Raw genomic sequence first — 22,609 nt, 5'->3', positions numbered from 1 at the left:
CAGCAGGGCGCTGCACGGGGGCTTGATGGCGTCAGGATTTCGGCTGTACTGCCTGTCATGTCTCCTGTATGGCGGCCTGCGACGTGGCAAAGGGGAAATGCGATATGTCAGACGAAACAGCACGGGCGGGTCTGGCGGACGTACTGAAGATCGGGCTCCTGGGGGCGGTGCGCGCATGGCGGGGGCGCCAGGAGATCCCGCTCGGGCCGCCCCGGCAGCGAGCGGCGCTGGCCCTGCTCGCGCTGGACGCGGGCCGGCTCGTCTCGGTGAACCGGCTGATCGAGGGCCTGTGGGGCGAACGGCCTCCGGCCGGAGCGCGCAACCTGGTGCAGGGGTACGTCTCCCGGCTGCGCCCCCTGCTGGCCGCGGCCGGCGTCACCATCGCCTACCGCCCGCGCGGCTACCAGCTCGGGCTGGACCCCGGGCAGGTGGACGTGCACGAGTTCCGCGCGGCGGTCACCCGGGCGCGCGCCGGGGAGACGGCCGAGCGGCAGGCCACCGGGCTGCGCCGCGCCCTGACCCTGTGGCGCGGCGAGCCGCTGACCGGCGTCTCCGGCGGCGAGCTGCTGGACCGGCTGCGCGACGCGCTCGCCGAGGAACGCCTCGGAGCCGTCGAGGAGTGCCTGGACGCCGAGGTCCGGGCGGGCCGCGCGGCCGTGCTGGTCCCGGAGCTGATCGCGCTGGTCGCCGAGCACCCGTTCCGCGAGGGGCTGGTCGGCCTGCTCATGCTCGCGCTGTGCCGGGCCGGGCGTCGGGTGGACGCGCTGGAGCGGTACGAGCGCACCCGCCGTCGCCTCACCGAGGAGCTGGGCCTCGATCCCGGCCCCGAACTGCGACAACTGCATCAGCGCATCCTGCGCGGGAACGTTCCGCCGATCAGGCGGGCCGATTCCCGGGAAACGGTGCCGCCCGCGCAACTGCCGCCCGGCCCAGGCCAGTTCACCGGCCGTACGGCCCAGCTCCGGCTCCTCGACCTCCTCGCGACGCCCGGCGACCCGCCCACGACCGACGGCGCGCCGGCCGCCGCAGGCCCGGCTGCCGGCGACCCGGACGCCGGCGGGACGGACGCCGGTGGGACGGACGCCGGTGGGACGGCGATCTCGGTGCTGACCGGCGCGGGCGGGTCCGGCAAGACGGCCCTGGCCCTGCACTGGGCCCACCGCAACCGCCACCGCTTCCCCGACGGCCAGCTCTACGTGGACCTGCGCGGGCACTCGGCCGAGCGTCCGCTGCTGCCGATCGAGGCGCTCGGCCGGTTCCTGCGCGCGCTGGGCCTGCCCGCCGAGCGCGTGCCCGGCACGGTGGAGGAGGCCAGCGCGGCCTACCGCAGCCTGCTGGCCGACCGGCGGGTGCTGGTGGTGCTGGACAACGCGGGCAGCGAGGAGCAGGTCCGCCCGCTGCTGCCGGGCGGACGGCGCTGCGCCACCGTGATCACCAGCAGGGACCGCCTGGACGGCCTGGTCGCCCGGGACGGCGCGATCCCCGTCCCGCTCGGCGTGTTGTCCACCGGCGAGGCGGTCACGCTGTTCGGCGGGATCCTCGGCGGCGAACGGCTGGCCGCCGAGCGGGACGCGGCGCTCGACCTGGCCAGGGCGTGCGGCCGGCTGCCGCTGGCGCTGCGCATCGCCGCCGCGGGCATCCTCGGCCGGGCGGGCGGTGACGCCGTCGGCGACATCGCCGGTCAGGTGCGCCGGCTCACCGGCACCCGATTATCGGCCCTGGCGGTCACCGGAGATCCGCACGCGGGCGTGCGCGGCGCGTTCGACCTGTCCTATCACCGCCTGGATCCGGCGGCGCGGCGGCTGTTCCGGCTGCTCGCGCTCGTCCCCGGGCCCACGTTCACCGCGGGGGCGGCCGGCGCGCTGGCCGGGACCGTGCCCGCCGAGGCCGACCGGCTGCTGTCCGGGCTCGCCGCCGCGCACCTGGTCGAGGAGCCGGAGCCGGGCCGGTACACCTTCCACGACCTGATGCGGGAGTACGCCCGCGAACGCGTGCTGGCCGAGGAGAGCGCGCCCGGACGGGCCCGCGCCCTGGACGCGCTGATGGCCTGGTACCTGCGGATGGTCCGGGCGGCCGGCGACGTCGCCTACCCCCACCTGCTGCGCGCCCCCGCCGACGGCCCCGGCCGCCCGTCCGCCTTTCCCGGCGCCGCCGCCGCGTTGACCTGGCTGGACGCCGAGCGCGCCAACCTCGTCGCCGCCGTACGGAACGCCCCCGGCCACCCGTACGCCTGGCGGCTCATCGACGCCATGAACGGCTACCTCGACCTGACCGGCGGCCAGCCCGGCTGGACGGACCTGCTGCGGGACGCGCGGCGGGCCGCCCGCGCGGCCGGGGACCACCTGGGTCAGGCGGCCGTCGGGCACTGCCTGGCCGCCACCCGGTGGCGGGCCGCCGAGCTGACCGAGGCGGTCGCGGAGCTGCGCGGGGCGTTCACGGCCGCCGAGCTGGCGGGCTGGCCCGAAGGGAAGCTGGCGGCGCTGGCCGCGCTCGGCGTGGTCCACCTCCAGCAGGGCAGGCTCGGCGCGGCCCGGCGGCTGCTGACCCTGGCCGTGGACGGCTCGCGGCGCTCCTCGCGGGTGGGGGCCGGGCCGCTCGTCGACCTCGGGCTGGCGCTGACCCAGATGGGCCGGCTCGACGACGCCGAGGAACGCCTGAGCGAGGCGGTGTCGCTCTGCCGCGACCGCGGGCTGCCGGCGACCGAGGCCGCCGCGCTGGCCAGCCTCGGCAACGTGCTGCGGCTGACCGGCCGGCTGGGCGAGGCCGTCCGGTGCCTGACGGCGGCGCGCGGGCTCGGCGCCGCGATCGGCGAACGCTACCAGGCCGACCTGTGCAGGGAGCTGGCCGACGTGCACCTGGACGCGGGCCGGCGGGCCGACGCGCTCGCCTGCGCCGAGGAGGCGCTGCGGCGGGCGCTGGCGGTCGGCGATCCCAAGCTGGAGCTGGACGCCCTGCTCGGGCTCGGCCGGATCCGCTGCCAGACCGACCCGGGGGCCGCCGTCGGGCAGCTGAGCGCCGCGCTGGAGCGGGCCCGCGGCATCGGCGCCGCCGTGGGCCAGGCGGACGCGCTCGTGGGGCTGGCGGTGGCGCGTACCCGCCTGGACGAGCACGTGGCCGCCATGCGCGACACGCTGGCGGGGCTGGCGCTGGCCAGGAAGGCGGGCGCGGTGCTGGTGCAGGGCGCGGCGCTGGCGGCGGGCGCGGAGGCGGCGCTGGCGGCCGGCGACCCGGGCCTGGCCATCTCCTACGCCGCCCGCGCGGCCCGCGTCCACGCCGGCAGCGGCTACAAGCTGGGCGAGGCGCGGGCCCTGGTGACGCTGGGCCGCGCCCACCGCCGCACCGGCGACGAGCCGGCCGCCGAACGGTTCAGGGAACGGGCCGGCGAACTGTTCACGGCGGTCCTGGACCCGCCGCCGGCCCGGCCCGCCGAGGTGGCCGCGGGCCGATGACCGCCCCCGCCGCAGCCTCGCCGAGATCAGCCTCGGCGGGATCAGCCTCGGCGGGATCAGTGGAGGACGCCGTGCTCCGCGGCCCAGGCGGCGACCTGCGTGCGCGAGCCGAAGTTGAGCTTGAGCAGGATGTTGGCGACGTGCCGGGCGGCGGTGGCGGGGCTGATGAACAGCTCCTCGCCGATGGCCCGGTTGGACAGCCCCCGGCTGATCAGCACGACGATCTCCCGCTCGCGCGGCGTGAGCACCGACGCCGGGCCCGCCGCGGGGCCCGCCGCGGGCCGCGGCGCGCCCGGGGCCGGCCGCTCGCCCCGGAGGCCGTAACGCAGGGCCTCCTCCTCCGTCATGCCGCCGCCCATCGTCCACCAGAGCTGGACCTGACCCTCGCCGGCCTCCGCGCGGGCGCGGGCGAGCAGCGGCTCGGGCGTGGCGGAGGTCCAGACGGGCAGCCCGAGCCGCTCCTCCATGGCCTTGGCCGCGGCCCAGAGGCGCACGGCGGTCTCCAGGTCGTGCTGCTTCTCGGCCAGGACGGCGAGCGCGACCAGCGCGGAGATGATCGGCAGGTGCTGCCCCATGGACCGGCTCAGCGTCACGCACCGGGCCAGCCGCGCCCTGGCCCGCTCCGCCTCGCCCTGACGGGCCAGGACCGCGCCGAGCAGGCCGAGACTGGTCGCGAGGACGGGCTTGGCCGCCATCTCCTCGGCCAGCTCGGCGCACTCCTCCAGGTGGCGGCGGGCGCTGTCGAGGTCGCCGAGGAAGTCGGCGAAGCGGCCCAGCTCCAGGTGGGCCCGGGTGACCCCCCACAGGTGGCCGAACCGGGAGTAGATCTCGATGGCCTCCTCGCCCCTGGTCAGCGACTCGCGCCGGAGGCCCTGGAAGGCGGCCGCCCCGGACAGCAGCAGCCGCGCCGACGCCTCGATCAGGCCGTTGCCGACACGCAGGGCCAGCTCAAGGGCCTCCTCGCCGCGCTCGGCTGCCAGCGCGACGTCGCCTTTGGTGCCTTCGTACATGCCGGCGATCACCAGGGTGAAGGCCAGCATGAAGTCGTCGCCGCCGGTCGCGCGGCGCAGCGCCAGGGCGCGGGCGGCCGACTCGCCGCAGGCGGCGGCGTCCTGCTGCTCGTAGGCCAGGTTGGCGTGGTGGAGCAGGGCCTCGGCGGACAGGTCGCCGAGCGGGCGGGCGGCGGGCAGCGCGAGCAGGCTCTCGTACCAGCGGCGGCCCTCGGTCAGCTCGCCGAACCCGACCCACAGCGGCATGTAGCCGCACGCGAGCCGCAGACCGGGCTCGGCCAGGCCGGACTCGACGGCCCAGGACAGGGCCTCGCGGGCGTTGCCCAGCAGGTCCTGGAGCGCGAGCAGCCGGGCGTAGCGCTCGGGCCAGGTCAGGCCGGGCGTGGCCCACACGTCGCGGCCGTGGTGGTGGGCGAGGTCGGCCAGGCCGTGCAGCAGCCGGTCGCGCTGCCGCCGGGTCTCGCCGGCCGACTCCAGCTTCCCGGCGGCGAACTGGCGGGCCGACTCCAGCAGCCGGTAGCACGAGCTGCCCTGGTCGAACAGCACGAGCGACTTGTCGACCAGGCCGCTGAGCACGTCGAGGACCTGGGCGGCGGCCAGGCTCGGCCCCGCGCAGACGGACTCGGCCAGGTCGAGGGTGAACGGCCCGCTGAACACCGCGAGCCGCCGGAACAGCACCTGCTCCTGCGGGGAGAGCAGGTCGTGGCTCCATTCGAGGGTGGCCAGCAGGGTGCGCTGCCGGGCCGGCGCGGTACGGCCGCTGGCCGTCAGCAGCCGGAACCGGTCGTTGACCCGGGCCGAGATCTGGCCGGGCGACATCGCGGCGGTCCTGGCCGCGGCCAGCTCCAGGGCCAGCGGCAGTCCGTCGAGGGCGTGGCAGAGCCGGGCGATGTCGCCGGCGTTGGCGCCGGTGACCGCGAGCCCCGACCCGGCCGACCGCGCCCGGTCGAGGAAGAGCTGCACGGACTCGACCCGCTCGACCTCCTCGGCCGCCTCGGCCGGGCCGGGCAGCGCCAGCGGCGGCACCCGCCACACCAGCTCGCCGGGGATCTTCAGCGGCTCCCGGCTGGTCACCAGCAGCCGCAGGTCCTCGCAGGAGGTCAGCAGCCGTTCGGCCAGCTCGGCGCACGCCTCGACCAGGTGCTCGCAGTTGTCCAGGACGAGCAGCGGCTTCTTGCCGCGCAGGAAGTCGACCAGCGTGTCCAGCAGCGGCCGCACGCCCTCCTCGTGCACGCCCAGCACTTTGGTGATCTCGTGGACCAGCAGGTCGGCCCGGGTCAGCCGGGACAGCTCGGCCAGCCAGACCCCGTCGGGGAAGGACGGGACCAGCCGGGAGGCGATCTGCAGCGCGCACCGGGTCTTGCCGGTGCCTCCGACGCCGCTGAGCGTCAGCAGCCTGACCTCACCGACCAGCCCGCACAGCTCCTCCAGGTCCCGTTCCCGGCCGATGAACCTGTCGGGCTCGGCGGGAAGGTTGTGTCTGAGCAACGTCACCATGATCCTCATGTGTCTGGACCCCAGGATTGGCACCCAGTGTGACACCGCCCTCACGACCTGTCAGAGGTTTGCCCCAAGCGCGGCGCCGGGGGCGCGGACCGGGACGACCCGCAGCCGCGCGTCGATCAGCAGGGTGACGTCGTGCTCGGCGATGATCCGCCGGCACTCGGCGGGGTCGGGCTCGTGCGCCGCGACCAGCCGCGCGCCCGCCCCGAGCACCATGTCGTAGGCCCGCAGGTCGGCCCCGGCGACCAGGACGACGTCGGCGGCGCCCACCTTGCGGGCGGTGGTGAGCCGGGAGGTGGGCTCGATCGGGCCGTCGGCGCCGAGCAGGCTGTCGAAGCCGGCCGTGCCGGGGATGCCGGTGAAGGAGTAGACCTGCCGGATGTCGGCCTCCTGGGCGATGGCGTCGGCGTCGTCCCGGTCGGTGATCATGATGCGGGCGCCGGCGGCGGCCGGTCCGCCGGGGATGGACACGACCACGCCGCCCGCGGCGAGCACGGCGTACCCGGCGACGGGCAGGTGGCAGCCGCCGCGCAGCAGCACGACCACCGGGTCGCCGGGGCGCAGGCCCCGCCGCCGCAGGCCCTGTGCGGCCTGGCGGGCGCGGACGGCGAGCGTGCCGTAGGTGAGCGTGGCGCCGCTCGCGGCCTCGGCGACCGCCACCCGCGGGCCGAGAGCGGCCGCCCGCAGCAGGACCGTCTCCGTCCAACCAGTCATGGCCACCAGGCTAGGAAGGGAGGCGGCCGGGCGGCATGGTCCAGAGTGTGTAACCGGGTGTGTAATCCGGCCGCGGCCATACCCGATTCCGCATGGCTTGAGCCCGCGCGGGGGCGGCGCGCGTACCTCCTGACGGCAGATCCCGGTTCCGGTTTCGGAGGTACGTCATGCACCGCAGAGTCGCCCTGCTCGCCGTCGTCGCGCTCGCCGTGGCGGGCGCGCCGGTCCCCGCGCAGGCCGGGACCGCCCTGGACCGCGGGCCCGTGGGCTGGTCGGGGGCCGGTTCGACGGCGCAGCGCAGGACCGTCATGGACTACTGGACGCCGGAGCGCATGCGGGCGGCCAGGCCGCTCTCCGCGCCCGTGCCGCGCCGCGGGACGTCCTCCGGCGGGCCGACGCAGGGCACGCCCTGGGCGACGCGCGGCGTCACGGGCGGCCGCCGGATCACGACCTCGTCCTGGTCCGGATCGGGGGACTCCTCTCTCGCCGGAGGCACGGCGGCGGCGGCCCGCCGGGCGGCGCCCGCGCGGAACAGTCCGGGCCAGGCGTGGGCCGACGGCGGCGGCGTGGCCCGCACGGTCGGCCGGGTCTTCTTCACCACCGCCGAGGGCCGCACGGCCTCCTGCTCGGGCACCGCGGTGACCAGCGCCAACGAGAGCGTCGTGATGACCGCCGGCCACTGCGTCAAGATGAACGGCGCCGCCCACCGCAACTGGGTGTTCGTCCCGGGCTTCGACGACGGCCGCCGCCCGTTCGGCACGTGGGTGGCCACCCGGCTGCTGACCACCCAGCAGTGGAACGCCAACGAGGACATCAACTTCGACGTCGCCGCCGCCGTGGTCGCCCCCTTGCAGGGACGCACGCTCACCGACGTCGTCGGCGGCCAGGGCGTGGCCTTCAACCAGCCCACCGGACGGCGGATGTTCTCCTTCGGCTACCCGGCCGCCGCCCCCTTCGACGGCTCGGACCTGGTGTTCTGCAGCGGGGAGGCGTTCAAGGACCCGGTCAGGACCCGCGACCAGGGGCTGCGCTGCGCGATGACCGGCGGGTCGAGCGGCGGGCCGTGGTTCGAGGGGTTCGACACCTCCAGCGGCCTCGGCTGGCTGAACTCCGTCAACAGCTTCAAGTACGACTTCGCCCCCGACTTCATGTTCGGCCCCTTCTTCGGGAACGAGGCCATGGCCGTCTACCAGGCCGCACAACGCTCCGGCGCCGCCTGACCACCGCCGGCGTCCGCTGACTGAGCTGTTTTGGGCCCCCCGGCCGGTATTCCGGCCGCACGGCGGACGCTCTGACCCGGCGCACGAACGCCACCACGCCGTCAGGCGACCGACGGGGGACCACGTTGACCCAGACCAGTGCCGACGCCCATGCCGCGGCCCGCCTCCGGCCGGCGGCGGTGCTGCGGCTGCTGGCGGGGCGGGGCGCGTTCCGGGCCGGTACGCAGGTCGCCGCGGCGGCGCCGGCGGCCGTGTGGGACGGCGCGGCGTTCGGCCGTTACGCCACCGCGCTCGGGCTGTGCGGATGGCTGCTCCTGGTCGCGGACGCGCCGGAGAAGGCCGCGCTGAAGACGCTGGCCCGGGTCAGGCGGACCGGCCCGGCGGTGGCCCGGCTGACGGTGGCCATGTCCGCCGCGCCGGTCGCGGGGCTGCTGGCGGTGCTCGTTCCCGTGGCGGTGACCGCGCCGTCGTCGACGGCGGCCCTCTGTCTGGCGGCCGGGGCGTGGTCGGCCTGCACGGGCCTGCTGATGACGGTCTCCGGGCTGCACCGCGTACGCGGCCGGCCCGTGCTGGACACCCTGGCGTTCGCGGCGAGCGGCGGCGTGGTGCTCGCCGTCACCGCCGCCACCCTGTGGATCGGCTGGCCGCCGCAGACGCATCTGCTGCTCGTCCTGGCCGGGACGGTCGTGGTGACCTGCGGGGCCCTCGCGGCGCTCCCCCGCGACTGGCTGCGCCCGCCTCCCGGCCATGGGCGGCGGTCGCTGCTGCGTCCCCTGTCGCGGGCCGCCTGGTTGCTGGGGGCGGCCGACCTGTGTGACGCGCTCTGCTTCGCGGTCGTGTACCTGGTGCTCGGCGCCTCGGGACGGCCGGGGCAGAGCGGCGTGCTGTATCTCGCGCTGCTGCCGGCGGTCGCGGTCTGCCAGCTCGTGATCTACCTGCTCCGGGTCGCGCAGCCGGCGACCTCTCGGCGGCTGCGCGGGCTCGCCGGACGGGCCGGGCGGGCGCGGGCGGCCCGTCTCCTGGGCCGGGCCGGGTGGGCGGGGGCCGCCGTCGCCGTGGCCTGCGCGGCCCTCCTCCGGTGGGCGCCGGACGGGCTCGCGGCGTCGCCGGTGGCCCTGGGCGGGCTGGTCGTCGTCGTGCTCGCCCTGTTCCTGACCGTGATGTACGCGGCCTACCTGGTGGAGAACACCAACAACGACGTGCTCGCCGTGACGTCGGCGGGGGCGCTGGCCGGGCTGGTGGCCACCGCCTCGCTGGCGGTCGTCGTCGTGCCGTGGGCGGGGGCGGCCGGGGGCCTGGTGGCGCTCGCCCTCGGGGTGCCCGTGAAGGCCCATGTCATGCGCCGGATGCTGATCTCGCGGAACTCGGAGTGACGACATGTACGTAATGGGCATCTCCCGGGCGCACGACTCCGCGGCGGCGCTCGTGCGCGACGGCGAGATCGTGGCGTTCGCCGAGGAGGAGCGGCTCACCCGCGTCCGGCACGACGGCCGCTTCCCCCGCCGGGCGGTCGCGTACTGCCTGGAACAGGCGGGGATCGGGCTGGACGAGGTGGACCACGTGGCCTTCCACGGGCACCGGACGGGCTCCCCGCCCGGCTGGGAGGTCAGGGAGGCCACCGGGCACACCGGGCCGGCCGGGTTCGGGGTGCACCTGGTGGAGCACCACCGGGCGTACGCGGCCGGCGCCTTCCACGTGAGCCCGTTCGACTCGGCCGCCGTGCTCACGATGGACGGGACCGGCACCTGCCTGGCCGTCGGCGACGGGGACCGGATCAGGCACCTGCGGCACGTCGGCCACCCCCACTCGTTGGGCGCCCTGTACGCGGCGGTCACCGGCTACCTCGGCTTCCGTCCCGGCCTGGACGAGGACAAGGTGATGGCGCTGGCGGCGTACGGCGGCGACACCTACCTCCAGCCCTTCGCCGACCTGCTGCGCCTGACCCCGTACGGCGGCCACGAGCTGGACCTGAGCTGGTTCGAGCCGCACGCGGACGGCGGGCGGCACACGGTCTCGGCGCGGTTCCTCGACGCCTTCGGCCCGCCGCCACCGCCCGCCGGTGAGACCCTCACCCAGCACGCCATGGACGTCGCCTTCGCCCTCCAGGCCACCCTTGAGCGGGCCGGGCTGCACCTGGCCCGCTGGCTGCGCGAGACGACCGGGGCGACCCGGCTCGCGGTGGCCGGCGAGACGGCGATGAACCCGATGCTGAACGGCCGCCTGCTGGCCGAGTCCGGCTTCGAGGAGCTGTTCGCCCAGCCCGCCGCCGCCTCGCTCGGCGCGGCGCTGGAGGTGAGCGTCGGCCTGTACGGCCGGCCCCGCCCGGCGGGCGGTCACGTCTTCGCCGGGCCCGGCTTCACCGAGGAACGCATGGAGAAGGCGCTGCGCGACGCGGGCGTGGACTACCGGCGGCCGGCCGACATCGCCGGGCACGCCGCCGCCCGCATCGCCGACGGCCTGATCGTGGGCTGGTTCCAGGGCCGGACGGAGTGCGGGCCGCGCGGCCTGGGCAACCGCTCGCTGCTGGCCGACCCGCGCGACCCCACGTCCGCCGCGCGCATGAACGAGCGGGTCAGGCGGCGGGAGCCGTTCCTGCCGCTGGCGCCGTCGTGCCTGGCCGAGCGGTCGGCGGACTACTTCGCCGGCGGACATCCCTCGCCGGTCATGCTGCTCGGGTTCGACGTGCTGGACCACCGCCGCGGCGAGGTGCCCGCGATCACCCACGTGGACGGCAGCGCCCGCGTGCAGACGGTGAGCCGGGCCGCCAACCCGCTCTTCCACTCCCTGATCGCCCGCTTCGAGGCGCTGACCGGCGTGCCGATGCTGGCCGGCGCCTCCTTCCGGGACGACGACGAGCCGATCGTGTGCACGCCCGAGGACGCCGTCGCCTGCTACCTCAGAACCGGCGCGGACGCGCTGGCCCTCGGCCCGTTCTGGGCCCGCAAGCGGCGGGCGGACGACCGGGGCGGCCGGGAGGAGGACCGATGAGCGGCGCGAGGTCCCTGGTGGTGCTCGGGGCCGCCGACGGCTCGCTGTCCACCTACCGGGCGGCGGCCGCCATGGGCCTGCGGACGATCGCGGTCGACCGCTCGGCCGCGCTCGCCGGGCGGGCCGACCTGGCGGTCCGGGCGCGCGGGCTGCGCTTCCCCGTGGTGGTCAAGCCCGCCGACACCCAGCGCGGGCGCGGGGTGAGCAGGTGCGCCTTCCCCGGCGACGTGCGCGCCGCCGCCGAGGAGGCCCGGCGCAGCTCGTACGGGGGGCTGGTGATGGTCGAGGAGGAGATCCGCGGGATCCTGTGCAACTGCGAGTGCGTCGTGGACGACGGGCGCGTGGCGTTCGTGGCGACCAGCCTGCAGACGGTGAGCCCGCCGCCGCTGGTGCTGACGATGAGCCGCCGGATGCCGGCCGGGCTGCCCGGCGGCGTCCTGGACACCACGCGTTCGATCATGGATCCGGTCAGGGCCGCCGTGCAGGCCGCGGTCGGCCTGCCGATCGAGCTGCGCCCGCACCCGCCCAGGCCGGTCCTGTGGCAGGTGCTGACCGCCGGGCGGGCGGGCGAGCTGGTGTCGGTGTCCGGCGCGGCGGCGGCCAGGGCGCTGCCCGGGGTGGCCGAGCTGGTCCTGCTGGCCCGCCCAGGGCAGCGGGTGCGGCCCTACCGCGACGTCTCCGACCGGCTCGGCCGGTTCGTCGTGCACGCGTCCGGCCCGGCGGAGCTGGACGCGGCCGCCGCCGCCGTGACCCGGGCGCTGCGCTTCGAGGTGCGCGCCGATGGGCGGCTCTGACGTGGCCCGCCCGGCCGGCGAGGCGCGCGATGTACCGCGTTGAGGTGGCGGCCTCCATCGGCGAGGTCGGGGCCGGGGAGTGGGACGCGCTCGCCGACGGCGTGCCCTTCGTGCGGCATCACTGGCTGGCCCTGGCCGAACGCGTCCTGTCCGGGCACCGGCCGCGCTACCTGCTGGTCCGCAAGGACGGCGGGCTCGTGGCCGCGGCGGTGTGCGCGCTGGAGCACCGGCTGCACAACCCGGTGCTGGAGTCCCGGTTCGGGCCTCTGACCAGGAGGTGGCCCTTCCTCCAGGTCCAGGCGCCGATGACGGCGACGTCCGGGCTGCTGGGCGGTGAGGGGCCGCAGCGGCGGGTCCTGCTGCGGGCGGTGCGGTCGCTGGTCAGGCGCGAGCGGCTGCTGTTCTGCGTCGTCGACCACCTGCCGTACGCCGCCGGGCAGCCGGGCTACAGCCGCCTGGGCTGGTTGCCGGAGACGCTGCTGGACCTGACGTGGCCGTCGTACGAGGCGTACCTGGAGCATCTGCCGCGCAAGAGGCGGGCCGAGATCCGGCGCACGCAGCGCCGGGCCGCGCGCGAGGGCATCGAGGTCCGGCCCCTGACGCCCGGCGGGGAGCCGGACGGGCTGCTGGACCGGCTGGGGCCGATGGTGGCCGCGGTGGACCTGCGCCACGGGCCGCACGTCTTCTACCGGCCGGCCCTGTTCACCGAGGCGGCCGGCGCCCTGGGCGCGGACCTGACCGTCCTGGCCGCCCGCCGGCACGGCGCGCCGGCCGGCTGCGTCGCCCTGCTGCGCGACGGCGAGGAGCTGGTCGCCCGGTGGATCGGGCGCGACTACGCCCTCACCGAGGGCACCGCCGTCTACCACGCGCTGCTCACGGCGTGCGTACGGGCCGCCGTCGGCTCGGGCGCGCGCACGCTGCGGCTCGGCGGCGCGGCGTACGAGACGAAGAAGCAGTTCGGGGTGCGGCTGGAGCCGCGCAGCCGGTTGTTCGCCGCCCGCAGCCAAACGGTCACCCGGCTCGTCGGCGGGCTGGGCCACCGCCTCGACCCGCCGCAGCTCCCGTCCCCGCCATCGAGCACGTGACCCGGAAAGGACGAGGGCCGGTGCGCGGCCGGGCGCGGCGCGGGCGCTCGGCGTGCTGGCCGCGACCAGCAGCGAGTTCGACTCCGACCGCGACGGGCGGGGCGACTCCTACCGCCGGGCGCAGCAGGACGCGCTGGTGCGCTGGACCGGCATCCGGGCGCTGCTCGGGCTGCTCGCCCCCGATCCGGCGGCCGGGCCGCCGCTGCTGCTGGACGTCCTCGGCGGGGACGGGACGGTCGCGCGGGCGGCCGCCGGGCGGCTCGGCAGCCTGGACGTCAAACCGGCGATCATCACCGGCGACCTGTCCGGCCACATGGTCGACCGGGCCCTCGCGCAGGGGCTGCCCGCGGTGCGCCAGGCCGCCCAGCTCCTGTTCCTGCGGGAGGCGTCGGTCGGCGGGGTGCTGCTGGCGTACGGAACCCATCACATCCCTCCGGCGGACCGGCCGGGCGCGGTGGCCGAGGCGGCGCGGGTGACCCGGCCCGGCCTGGCCGCCCTGTTCGCCGACGCGGGCCTGCCCGTACGGGTGCTCGACTGGGCGCGTACTTCGCCGCCCTGGAGGACGTCGAGGCGGCCTGGCGGGTGCTGGAGCGGCACTTCGACCACGGGACGCGCCGGCCGCCGGAGCCCGCCGCACCGCCCCGTCCCGTCGTGAGCCGGCGCGACGGGCAGTACGCGGCGGAGGTCCCGCGAACGGCCCTGGTCGCCCTGTCCACCAGGCCCGCCGGACGCCTCACGACGTGAGACGCGTGCCCCTCACTTCGGGGGCAGCTCGCCGGCGAAGACGCGGAGCTGGAGGGCCAGCGTGGCGTAGTAGCCGACCAGGGTGGTCAGCTCGAACAGGCCCCGCTCGCCGAGCGCCGCCGTGACCGCCCGGTAGTCCTCCTCGCCCAGCGTCCCCGTCCGGGTCAGCTCGCGGGCGGCGCGGACGGCGGCGCGTTCGGCCGGGTCGGCCAGGCCGGGCGGACGTCCCTCGCGCACCGCGGTCAGCTCGGCCTCGGTCAGGCCGCAGGACCGGCCCACCGCCTCGTGCGCGTCGCGTTCGAAGTCGCTGCCCCAGTGGGCGGCGACCACGAGGATCGCCAGTTCCCTGGCCCGGTCCGGCAGCACCGAGCCGTAGCGCACCGCCGCGCCCAGCGCCTGGAGCGCGCCGCCGACCGGCGGGCTCAGCAGCATGGCGTTGAACGGGCCGCGCAGCCGTCCCCGCTCGTCGGCGAGGGGGAAGACCTGGGGGCCCGCCGCCCGGGGGCCGCCGGTGATGGCGCGGTAGACCTCGGTCTGGGCGTCGTCCAGGTCCTCCGGGGGGAGGGCGGGCAGCCGGGCGGTCATGCGGTGCTCCTGTCTGGCCGGCGACGCGGGCCGGCCGGGCTCCGCCGGCGGGCGGACCTGCGGTGACGTCGCGCCCTCCGGCGCCGGTGGCGCGGTTAGCCGAGGCCGGATCACGGAACATCCTAGGTCTCTAGCCGCACGGCCGTCTTGGAGACACCATGGAGTTCGCCGCTCCCCACCGCTGCCACCAGCGCCACCGCCCGCCGGGGCGTGTCTCGTGACCAGGACCGGGGTGTCCGGGCCGCTGCTGGTCGTGCTCGGCCTGCTGTCGGCGGTGGCGCCGCTGGCCACCGACATGTACCTGCCCGTGTTCACCGACCTGGCGGCCGACCTGGGGACGGGCCCGGCCGCCGTGCAGCTCACGCTGACCGCGTTCCTCACCGGGCTGGCGCTGGGGCAGCTCGTCATCGGGCCGCTGTCCGACCGGTTCGGCCGCCGCCGGCCGATCCTGCTGGCCACCGCCGCCGCCCTGGCCGCCTGCGTCCTGTGCGCGCTCGCGCCGGACGTCCGGACGCTCGTCGCCCTGCGTTTCGTGCACGGGTTCGCCGGGTCGGCGGGCATCGTGATCGGCCGCGCGGTGGCGGCCGACCTGACGTCCGGCCGGGCGGCGGCGCGCGTCTTCTCGCTGCTGGCCTCGGTGGTCGGCGTCGCGCCCGTCGTGGCCCCGCTGATCGGCGGCGCGCTGTCGCCCGCCGGGTGGCGCGCGGAGTTCTGGGTGATGGCCGCGATCTCGGCCGTGATGCTGCTCGGCTCGGCGCTCGTCGTGCCCGAGACGCTGCCGCCCGGACGCCGGCACGCGGGCGGCCTGGCCGCCACGGGGCGGACCGTGCGGCGGCTGTTCGCCGACCGGGGCTATCTCGGTTACGCCTTCTCCTTCGCGTTCGGTTTCGCCGGGCTGATGGCGTACATCTCGGCCTCGCCCTTCGTCGTGCAGAACGTCCTGGGCCTGTCCACCCCCGCCTACACCGTGACGTTCGCGGCCAACGCGCTGGGCATGACGCTGACCGGCCTGGCCGGGGCGCGGCTGGTGCGCCGGTTCAGCCCGGAGGGGCTGCTGCGGACCGGGCAGGGGATCGTGCTGGGGTTGTCGGCCGTCCTGCTGGTGCTGCTGGGGGCGGGGATGGCCGCGGTGGCGGTGCTGCCGGTGCTGTTCCTGCTGGTCAGCTCGTTCACGCTGATCATGGGGAACGCGGCGGCGCTGACGGTGGGGCGGGCGCCGTACGCGACCGGCACGGCGGCGGCCGTGATGGGCGCGTTGCAGTTCGCGCTCGGGGCGCTGGTCTCGCCGCTGGTCGGCCTGGGCGGCGCGGACACCGGGCTGCCGATGGGCGGCACGCTGGTCGTCACCGCGCTGCTCGGCATCGGCGCCCGCCTGCTGACCCGGGGCCTGCCCGAGACCGGCCCCGCCGCCGCCGAGGCCCCCGCCCGCGGCTGAGCCACATCCGGTGGGGTCTTGAGGCCCGGGTTCAGGGGGCCGGGTGGGTGCGCAGGGCGGTGATCAGCCAGTCGAGGGCCGGGGCCGACGGGTCCGGGGGCGGCCAGGCGTTGACCACGGCGAGCAGGCGGAGGTAGCGGTCCCTGCGGGGATCGTCCGCCGCCGTCAGCCTGGCCAGCAGGCGTCGCCGGAGTCCGGCGTCGTCGGGACTGCCCAGGAGGCTCGCGTACTCGCCGGCGACCGCCGCCACGACCGGCGCGGACTCCGGCGCGGCGGGATCCACGCCCGCCGCCAGCGCCTTCCTCGCCGCGCCCACGCCCCGCGACACGGCGTCCCGCAGCACCCCTTCCCCCTGGCCCGCGGCACGGTCGCGGGCGTGGCCGGCGGTCAGGTCGTGCAGCTTCGCGCGGAAGGACGGGTCCGCCATCAGCTCGGCCAGCTCCAGCCACGCCTCCACCTGCTCCGGCTCGGCGTCGTCCGGCAGTTCCGGGGTCAGCGAGGCCCGGATCCCCGCCAGCCCCGGCCCGGCGTCCGGGACGGCGGCGTCCAGGAAGTCGCCGACCAGGCGGCGGCGTTCGTCCTCCGACAGTCCTGCGAGTCTGTGCATGAGCTCCATCTCCTCGGGCCCCGAGCCGCGCCGGGCCACCGCCGTCAGCACCGCGCGCCGCACCCGCAGCGTGCGGATCCGCACCGCCAGGGCCTCGGCGTGCGCCGCCGCGACCTGCGCGAGCGTCAGCTCCCGGTCCACGACCTTGCGGACCGTGACCAGGTCCACCCCGAGGTCGCGCAGCGTGCGCACGAGGTCGAGGCGGGCCGCGGCGGCGGCGTCGTAGAGGCGGTAGCCGGCCGGGCTGCGTTCCACCGGCGGCACGATCCCGCGGTCGGAGTAGAACCTGATGGTCCTGACCGGCAGCCCGGTCCGCCGCGCCAGGTCGCCGATCGTGTAGAGGGTGCCGCCGTCCATGGCTCCACCTTGGCGTCTCCCCCTGGTGGAGACTCAAGCGCCTCCCTCGTTGCGCGGCCCCGGGCGACGACCGTGGTGTCAAGCCTCGGATCGTGACCGGCGTGATCGTAAGGTGGGACTGACCACCGGGGAGCGGTCCTGGACGTCGCCGCGCGCCTGGGTGCCCTCACTTCGACGGCTCGGGAGAAGTCATGGCTGAAGAGCACCCCCATTCCTACGGCGCCCACGACGCGGCCACCGTGTCGGCCGCCTACCGCAACGCGCTCGACGTGATCGCCGCCGTGGAGCCCGGCGTGGCCGGGGCGATCCGCGCCGAGCTGGCCGACCAGCGCGCCTCGCTGAAGCTCATCGCGAGCGAGAACTACGCCTCCCCGGCCGTCCTGCTGACGATGGGCACGTGGCTGTCCGACAAGTACGCCGAGGGCACGATCGGCCACCGCTTCTACGCCGGCTGCCAGAACATCGACACCGTCGAGCAGCTCGCGGCCGACCACGCCAAGGCCCTGTTCGGCGCCGAGCACGCCTACGTCCAGCCCCACTCGGGCATCGACGCCAACCTGGTGGCGTTCTGGGGCATCCTGGCCCACCGGGTGGAGGCCCCGGCCCTGGCCGCCGCCGGCGCGCGGCACGTCAACGACCTGTCCGAGGACGACTGGGAGACCCTGCGCAAGGCCCTGGGCGACCAGCGGGCCCTCGGCATGTCGCTCGACGCGGGCGGTCACCTGACCCACGGATTCCGTCCCAACATCTCGGGCAAGATGTTCCACCAGCGCTCCTACGGCACCGACCCGGACAGCGGCCTGCTCGACTACGACGCGCTGCGCGCCACCGCCCGCGAGTTCCGCCCGCTGGTGCTGATCGCCGGGTACTCGGCCTACCCGCGGCGCATCGACTTCGCCCGCATGCGGGAGATCGCCGACGAGGTGGGCGCCGTCCTGATGGTGGACATGGCGCACTTCGCCGGGCTGGTCGCGGGCAAGGTGTTCACCGGCGTGCACGACCCGGTGCCGTACGCGCACGTCACGACGACCACCACGCACAAGTCGCTGCGCGGGCCGCGCGGCGGCCTGGTGCTGTGCCGGCGGGAGTACGCCGACTCGATCGACCGGGGCTGCCCGATGGTGCTGGGCGGCCCGCTCGGCAACGTGATGGCGGCCAAGGCCGTCGCCCTGGCCGAGGCCCGGCAGTCGGCGTTCGCCGACTACGCGCGGGCGGTGGCCGCCAACGCGGTCGCCCTGGCCGAGGGCCTGGCGCGGCGCGGCGTGCGGCTGGTCACCGGCGGCACCGACAACCACCTGGTGCTGCTCGACGTGTCCACGTACGGGCTGACCGGCCGGCAGGCGGAGTCGGCGCTGCTCGACGCCGGGATCGTCACCAACCGCAACGCGATCCCGCGCGACCCCAACGGCGCCTGGTACACCTCGGGCATCCGGGTCGGCACCCCGGCGCTCACCTCGCGCGGGTTCGGGACGCAGGAGTTCGACCAGGTCGCCGAGCTGATCGTCGGCGTGCTGGCCGACACCACGCCGTCGGCCGGCTCCAAGGCGAAGTACGACCTGCCGCAGAGCACCGCCGAGAAGACCCGCGCCGCGGCGGCCGAGCTGCTGGCCGCCCACCCGCTCTACCCGGGCCTCGACCTGAGCTGACCCGCCGCCCCGGGCCGGTCACTCCGGCCCGCGACGGGCCCGTCCCGCGAAGTAGGCGGCCGCCATCCGCGTGTGGGCGGGGAAGGCCAGCTCGGCGGGCCCGTCGATGACCGACCACTCGCTCGTCTCGTCCGTGGCCTGCATCGGCGGCAGCGTGGACGCGGTGACGCGCGGGCCGAGCCCGAAGATCAGCACGGTCCCGTCCGGGGCGCTGACCACGTCGAACAGCGTGACGTCGGCGGCCTCGGCGACCACCCCCGTCTCCTCGCGCAGCTCGCGCACGGCCGCCTGCTGCCAGGACTCCCCCAGGTCGATGAACCCGCCGGGCAGGGCCAGCTCGCCGCGGCGCGGCTCGACGTCCCGGCGTACGACGAGCAGGCCGTCGTCGACGGGCAGCAGCGTCACGGCGACCGGCAGCGGGTTGAGGTAGCTGGTGTTCCCGCAGGCCGCGCAGGTGCGGGGCCAGGGCAGGCCGGGGTCGAAGGCGGCGCCGCAGAAGGAGCAGTACGCGTTCCTGATCACGCCGCGATCCTAGAGCCGGTCCCGGCGCGCCCACAGGTCCGCCCGGCCGGGCGACCGGCGGCCCGGAGGGCGCTGCGGCGGCGTCAGCCCGCGACCGCGCGGTCCGCGCGGCTGACCAGGGGGTTGCCGCGGTGCGGTTGCCAGGCGGCGCGCAGGCCGCGCAGCTCCTCCCGGACCCGGGCCGAGGAGATCAGCCGGATGTCGTCGCTGAGGTCGAGGACGGTGGCCGCCGCCTGGTCCACCTCGCCCGCGCGCAGGAGGGAGTGGGCGGCCCGCAGCCCGATCAGGGCGCGGGTGCGCAGCTCGACCGGCCGTCTGGCCCGCATGGACGCGGCGAAGTGGCGGGCGGCGGTGGCGTGGTCGCCGAGCTGGGTGAGGGTCAGGCCGATCTGGTGCTCCAGGGACTCGCGCCGGTAGTTGCCCGTCCACTCCGACTCGGGGACGGAGTCGGCGCGTTCGAGCTGGGTCTCGGTGCGGCTGAGCAGCCTGAGCGCGTCCCAGCGGGTGCCGGCGGCGGCGTGGGTCTCGGCGCGCATGCCGGTGATCCACGCCTGGGTGCGGGCGGGGCCGTGCCCGGCCAGCGCGGACGCGGCCGCCTCGGCCAGGGCCAGCGCCTCGCCGTCGTGGCCCAGCTCGGCCGCCTGGACGGCCATGCTGCGCAGGGCGGTGGCGCGCAGCAGCAGGTCGGCGGCCTCGTCGGCGAGCCGCACGCTGCTGATGTAGTAGCGCTGGGCCAGGGCGTGGGCGCCGGCGTCCATGGCCATGTAGGCGGCCAGGTAGCTCAGCTCGGCGGCGGCGGCGAACAGGTCGGGCCTGCGGCGGCCGGTCGTGCCGTGCAGCAGGGGCGTGACCTCGCGGGACAGGTAGGCGGCGACCGCGGCGCGGGCGTGGCCGCCGCCGTAGCGGTCGTCCAGGTCGGCGAAGGCGCGGGTGGTGGCGCGGATCCGCTCGACGTCGCCCGCGCCGGCCCGGCGGGCCGCCGCGCGGCCGCCCGCCCGCTGCGCGGACAGGACCGATAAGCCGGACAGTCCGGATAACGCGGCCAGGGTGAACGTGCGCCGGTTGAGCAGGTCGTCCTCGCCCAGCACGGCGAGCCGGGCGACCGGGTCGCCGCGCCAGGGATCGTCGGCGGACGGCGACCCGCCCGGCTCCGGCCAGCCCAGCTGCGCCGGGCGCAGGTCGGGCCTGCCCAGGCGGCGGCGGAACGCCTCGACCGCCGCGCGCACCGCCTCGGGGCGCGGGATCGTGCCGGTCAGCCAGTGGCCGACCGCCGAGCGGTCGTAGTGCACGCGCTCGCCACTCTCGGCGGCGACGGCGTTGACGTGCCGCGCGGTGGCCGCGTGGGTCCAGCCCGCCTGCTCGATCAACGCCGCCAGCGCCCGGTTGACGACTGGGTGGGTACGCCGGGGCGGCATCTCATCTTCACATCGCTTCACATCACTGTGGCCTCGACGGTGCGCCGGACGCGGGGCACCGTCAAGAGTGCGGGCCGTGCCCCTCGCGGGAGGGCCCCGTACGGAGGACGGCGAGGGAGGGGCTGATGGACGGGCTGCATGGTGCGGGCCGGCGCGATACGGGCCTGGAGGAGGCGGCGCAGGAGGAGCTGACGGCCGCGCTGGCGGGCCGCCCGCTGGTCTGCGTCGAACGGTTCAGCACCGCGCTGCGCACCGGCTACACCGGCCCGGCCCCGGTCGAGGCGCTGCGCCCGGCGCTGAGCATCGGCTGCTACTCGGCGTGGGACCCGGCGCTGCCCGGCATGGTCGTCGCCGCCGAGGAGCGCACCAGGACCCGGTCGGTCGCCGAGCGGCACGCCTGGCTGCCCCGCGTCCGGCACGAGGCCGCCCGGCACCTGCTCAAGCTGGACCGCCCGCCGGTCGTCTTCACCTGGTACGACAACGCCCGCCTGCGCGAGCTGGCCGGCCCCGGCGGCGTCGTCGCGGCCATCGACGCCGACGTGCGGGCCGCGATCGAGGCCAAGCACCTGCTGGACGACCTGCTGCGGGCGGCCGGCGTGCCGGCGGTGGCCCGCGTCCCCTGCGTGCACGTCGAGCGGCTGCCCGGACTGGCCGAGCTGCGGCGCGCGGTCGGCACCGAGCGGGTCGTGGTGCAGGCGGGCCGGCGGGCGGACCGGCACGGCACCGTGGTCGTCGCGGGCGAGCACGACATGCCGCGCGCGGCCCGGCTGCTCGGGCCGTACCGGGTGGCGGCGTACGTGCCGGGCTGGCCGTGCACGATCGCGGTGCTCAGCGTGCCCGACCGCGACGGCGGCGTCCGGGTGTACGCCGACCGCCCCGCCCACACCTCGGCCGGGATCGCCGAGCTGGGCGCCGGGCCGATGCGCAGCACCGGCGACGACTGGTCGCGCCCCTGGCCGACGCCGGCCGCCGCGCTGCTCATCGAGTGCGCCGAGCGCATCGCGTTCTGGGCCTGGCGCAGGTACGGCGCGGCCGGCCTGTTCAGCGTGGAGGCCATCCTCACGCCGGGCGAACGGGTCTACCTGACGGCGATCAAGTGGCGGCACCAGGAGGGCACCGAGGTGTCGTCGGTCAACCAGCAGGCCGCCGGGCTGCCCCCGTTCGTGCTGGCCCACCTGTCGGTGATGCTCGGCGGGCCGGTGAGCTGGCTGGGAGACGCCCAGGAGTTCAACCAGCGCACGCTGCTGCGCTCGGCCCGGCCGGGCGGGCCCTTCCACGTCCGGGTCCGCCTGGCCCGCGACGCCCCCGTACGCGTGTCGGCCGCCCAGGGCCCCGGCGTCTACCGCCTGGACCGGTCGGGGAGCCTGCGGTGGGTGCGGCGGGGGGCGCACCCGTCGCAGGCGCGGGCGAGCCAGGGCGAGTTCCTGCTGGCCAACCTGCCGGAGCCGGACGTCGTCTGCCATCCCGGGGCCGACCTCGCCACCGTCGAGGGCGTCGCCGAGGGCGTGGCGCACCCGTTCGACGGCCCCGACGCCGCCTCCCCGGCCACCCGGCGGATCGTCGCGGCCGTCGAGGACCTGTTCGACGAGGTCAAGGAGCTCTGATCGGCACATTGCCACCAGGAGCCCCCGGACCGATGAGTTCGCCCGCCCCCGGTGGTCCAACCTGGTGTCAGCCGACTCCGCGGAAGGACCCACACCGATGAGCACCACGCACATCCTCGACATCCCGGGCGGACGCCTGCGCTACCACGTCCGCGGCAGCGGCCCGCTGCTGCTGCTGGTGGGCGCGCCGATGGCCGCCGCGCCCTTCGCCCCGCTGGCCGAGGAGCTGGCCGGCGAGCACACCGTCGTCACCCACGACCCGCGCGGCGTGTCCGGCAGCACGCTCGACGACCCCGGCCAGGACTCCACCCCCGACCTGCGGGCCGACGACGCGGTCGCGATCATCGACGCGCTCGGCGCCGAGTCGGCCGACGTGCTCGGCAGCAGCGGCGGCGCGGTCACCGGCCTCGCCCTGGTCACCCGCCACCCCACCCGCGTGCGCACCCTGGTCGCGCACGAGCCGCCCGTGCTGGAACTGCTGCCCGACGCGGCCCGGCGCCGCGCCGAGGTGGACGACATCGTCGAGACGTTCCGCCGGGAGGGCCCGGGGGCGGCGTTCGGCAAGTTCATGGCCACCGCGGGCTTCCAGACCGGCGAGGACGCCCCGGCCCCGCCGCCGAGCGAGTCGCCCGAGCAGGACCTGGCCGACGCCACCCACTTCTTCCTGCACGAGATGCGCGGCACCACCCGGTACGTGCCCGACATCGCGGCGCTGACGGCCGGGCCGGCCCGCGTCGTCGTGGGCGTCGGGGCCGAGTCGGGCGGCCTGCTCACGTACCGCACCTCGCAGGCGCTGGCCGGCCTGCTCGGCGCGCCGCCGGTGGTGTTCCCCGGCGAGCACGGCGGGTTCGTCGAGCGCCCGAAGGAGTTCGCCGACGTGCTGCGCGAGGTGCTGGCCCGCTGACGCGCCGCGCCCGGCCGCCGGGTCAGC

The 22,609-nt window shown here is 76.6% G+C and carries 17 protein-coding genes and 1 riboswitch; of the genes, 11 read left to right on the top strand and 6 right to left on the bottom strand.

Annotation, left to right across the window (positions count from 1 at the left end):
* The first annotated feature begins 104 nt into the window (after positions 1-104).
* On the top strand, positions 105-3,449 hold the full coding sequence (locus ACIBST_RS28305; RefSeq protein ID WP_397175975.1) for an AfsR/SARP family transcriptional regulator: 3,345 nt from the start codon (positions 105-107) through the stop codon (positions 3,447-3,449).
* Between the two features lie 56 nt (positions 3,450-3,505).
* Here the strand turns inward: ACIBST_RS28305 and ACIBST_RS28300 are convergent, their stop codons facing one another.
* Positions 3,506-5,947: an ATP-binding protein gene (locus ACIBST_RS28300; RefSeq protein WP_397175973.1), complete on the bottom strand. Its 2,442-nt coding sequence runs from the start codon at positions 5,945-5,947 to the stop codon at positions 3,506-3,508.
* A gap of 69 nt (positions 5,948-6,016) precedes the next feature.
* Positions 6,017-6,676, bottom strand: coding sequence for an AMP-binding protein (locus ACIBST_RS28295; protein WP_397175971.1), 660 nt, complete (start codon positions 6,674-6,676; stop codon positions 6,017-6,019).
* 167 nt (positions 6,677-6,843) lie between these two features.
* Here ACIBST_RS28295 and ACIBST_RS28290 point away from each other — a divergent pair, with 167 nt between their 5' ends.
* The 6 genes from ACIBST_RS28290 to ACIBST_RS28265 all read left to right on the top strand — a co-directional run bounded on the left by ACIBST_RS28290 (position 6,844) and on the right by ACIBST_RS28265 (position 13,418).
* Complete coding sequence (locus tag ACIBST_RS28290; RefSeq protein ID WP_397175969.1) at positions 6,844-7,896, top strand: trypsin-like serine peptidase; 1,053 nt, start codon at positions 6,844-6,846, stop codon at positions 7,894-7,896.
* A gap of 125 nt (positions 7,897-8,021) precedes the next feature.
* Positions 8,022-9,269 (top strand): hypothetical protein, encoded by a 1,248-nt coding sequence (locus ACIBST_RS28285; RefSeq protein ID WP_397175968.1) that lies wholly within the window; start codon positions 8,022-8,024, stop codon positions 9,267-9,269.
* 4 nt (positions 9,270-9,273) lie between these two features.
* The gene (locus tag ACIBST_RS28280; RefSeq protein ID WP_397175967.1) at positions 9,274-10,884 is read left to right on the top strand and encodes a carbamoyltransferase; all 1,611 of its coding nucleotides are present in this window, start codon (positions 9,274-9,276) and stop codon (positions 10,882-10,884) included.
* A complete protein-coding gene (locus ACIBST_RS28275; RefSeq protein ID WP_397175966.1) occupies positions 10,881-11,678 on the top strand; it encodes a hypothetical protein in 798 nt (265 codons plus the stop codon). The genes ACIBST_RS28280 and ACIBST_RS28275 overlap by 4 nt, the downstream gene beginning before the upstream one ends.
* A 29-nt stretch (positions 11,679-11,707) precedes the next feature.
* Positions 11,708-12,763 (top strand): GNAT family N-acetyltransferase, encoded by a 1,056-nt coding sequence (locus ACIBST_RS28270; protein ID WP_397175965.1) that lies wholly within the window; start codon positions 11,708-11,710, stop codon positions 12,761-12,763.
* 52 nt (positions 12,764-12,815) lie between these two features.
* Positions 12,816-13,418, top strand: a complete 603-nt coding sequence (locus tag ACIBST_RS28265; protein WP_397175964.1) for a class I SAM-dependent methyltransferase — start codon at positions 12,816-12,818, stop codon at positions 13,416-13,418.
* Between the two features lie 101 nt (positions 13,419-13,519).
* Here the strand turns inward: ACIBST_RS28265 and ACIBST_RS28260 are convergent, their stop codons facing one another.
* The gene (locus ACIBST_RS28260) at positions 13,520-14,092 is read right to left on the bottom strand and encodes a carboxymuconolactone decarboxylase family protein (RefSeq protein WP_397175962.1); all 573 of its coding nucleotides are present in this window, start codon (positions 14,090-14,092) and stop codon (positions 13,520-13,522) included.
* A 217-nt stretch (positions 14,093-14,309) separates the two neighbouring features.
* Between ACIBST_RS28260 and ACIBST_RS28255 the strand changes: the two genes are divergently transcribed.
* Entirely contained in the window at positions 14,310-15,527 is a 1,218-nt protein-coding gene (locus ACIBST_RS28255) for a multidrug effflux MFS transporter (RefSeq protein ID WP_397175961.1), read from the top strand.
* Between the two features lie 31 nt (positions 15,528-15,558).
* On the opposite strand, the gene ACIBST_RS28250 is transcribed toward ACIBST_RS28255, so the two are convergent.
* Positions 15,559-16,491, bottom strand: a complete 933-nt coding sequence (locus ACIBST_RS28250) for a MerR family transcriptional regulator (RefSeq protein WP_397175960.1) — start codon at positions 16,489-16,491, stop codon at positions 15,559-15,561.
* A gap of 82 nt (positions 16,492-16,573) precedes the next feature.
* A riboswitch (ZMP/ZTP riboswitch) is annotated at positions 16,574-16,660 on the top strand.
* Positions 16,661-16,682: 22 nt separating this feature from the next.
* Here ACIBST_RS28250 and ACIBST_RS28245 point away from each other — a divergent pair.
* Positions 16,683-18,137: a glycine hydroxymethyltransferase gene (locus ACIBST_RS28245; RefSeq protein WP_397175958.1), complete on the top strand. Its 1,455-nt coding sequence runs from the start codon at positions 16,683-16,685 to the stop codon at positions 18,135-18,137.
* Positions 18,138-18,155: 18 nt separating this feature from the next.
* Here the strand turns inward: ACIBST_RS28245 and ACIBST_RS28240 are convergent, their stop codons facing one another.
* Together ACIBST_RS28240 and ACIBST_RS28235 are read right to left on the bottom strand one after the other, a co-directional pair.
* Positions 18,156-18,659: an NUDIX domain-containing protein gene (locus ACIBST_RS28240; RefSeq protein ID WP_397175956.1), complete on the bottom strand. Its 504-nt coding sequence runs from the start codon at positions 18,657-18,659 to the stop codon at positions 18,156-18,158.
* A gap of 83 nt (positions 18,660-18,742) precedes the next feature.
* Positions 18,743-20,074: a hypothetical protein gene (locus ACIBST_RS28235; protein WP_397175954.1), complete on the bottom strand. Its 1,332-nt coding sequence runs from the start codon at positions 20,072-20,074 to the stop codon at positions 18,743-18,745.
* Positions 20,075-20,199: 125 nt separating this feature from the next.
* Between ACIBST_RS28235 and ACIBST_RS28230 the strand changes: the two genes are divergently transcribed.
* The gene (locus tag ACIBST_RS28230) at positions 20,200-21,678 is read left to right on the top strand and encodes a hypothetical protein (protein ID WP_397175953.1); all 1,479 of its coding nucleotides are present in this window, start codon (positions 20,200-20,202) and stop codon (positions 21,676-21,678) included.
* A 97-nt stretch (positions 21,679-21,775) separates the two neighbouring features.
* Positions 21,776-22,582, top strand: a complete 807-nt coding sequence (locus ACIBST_RS28225; protein WP_397175951.1) for an alpha/beta fold hydrolase — start codon at positions 21,776-21,778, stop codon at positions 22,580-22,582.
* Positions 22,583-22,609 lie beyond the last annotated feature (27 nt).

The organism is Nonomuraea sp. NPDC049684, assembly GCF_044465345.1.
In the GTDB taxonomy this organism is placed as follows: Bacteria; Actinomycetota; Actinomycetes; order Streptosporangiales; family Streptosporangiaceae; genus Nonomuraea.
The sequence above is the reverse complement of the archived record's forward strand: the minus strand, read 5'-3'. Positions and strand labels throughout refer to the sequence as shown.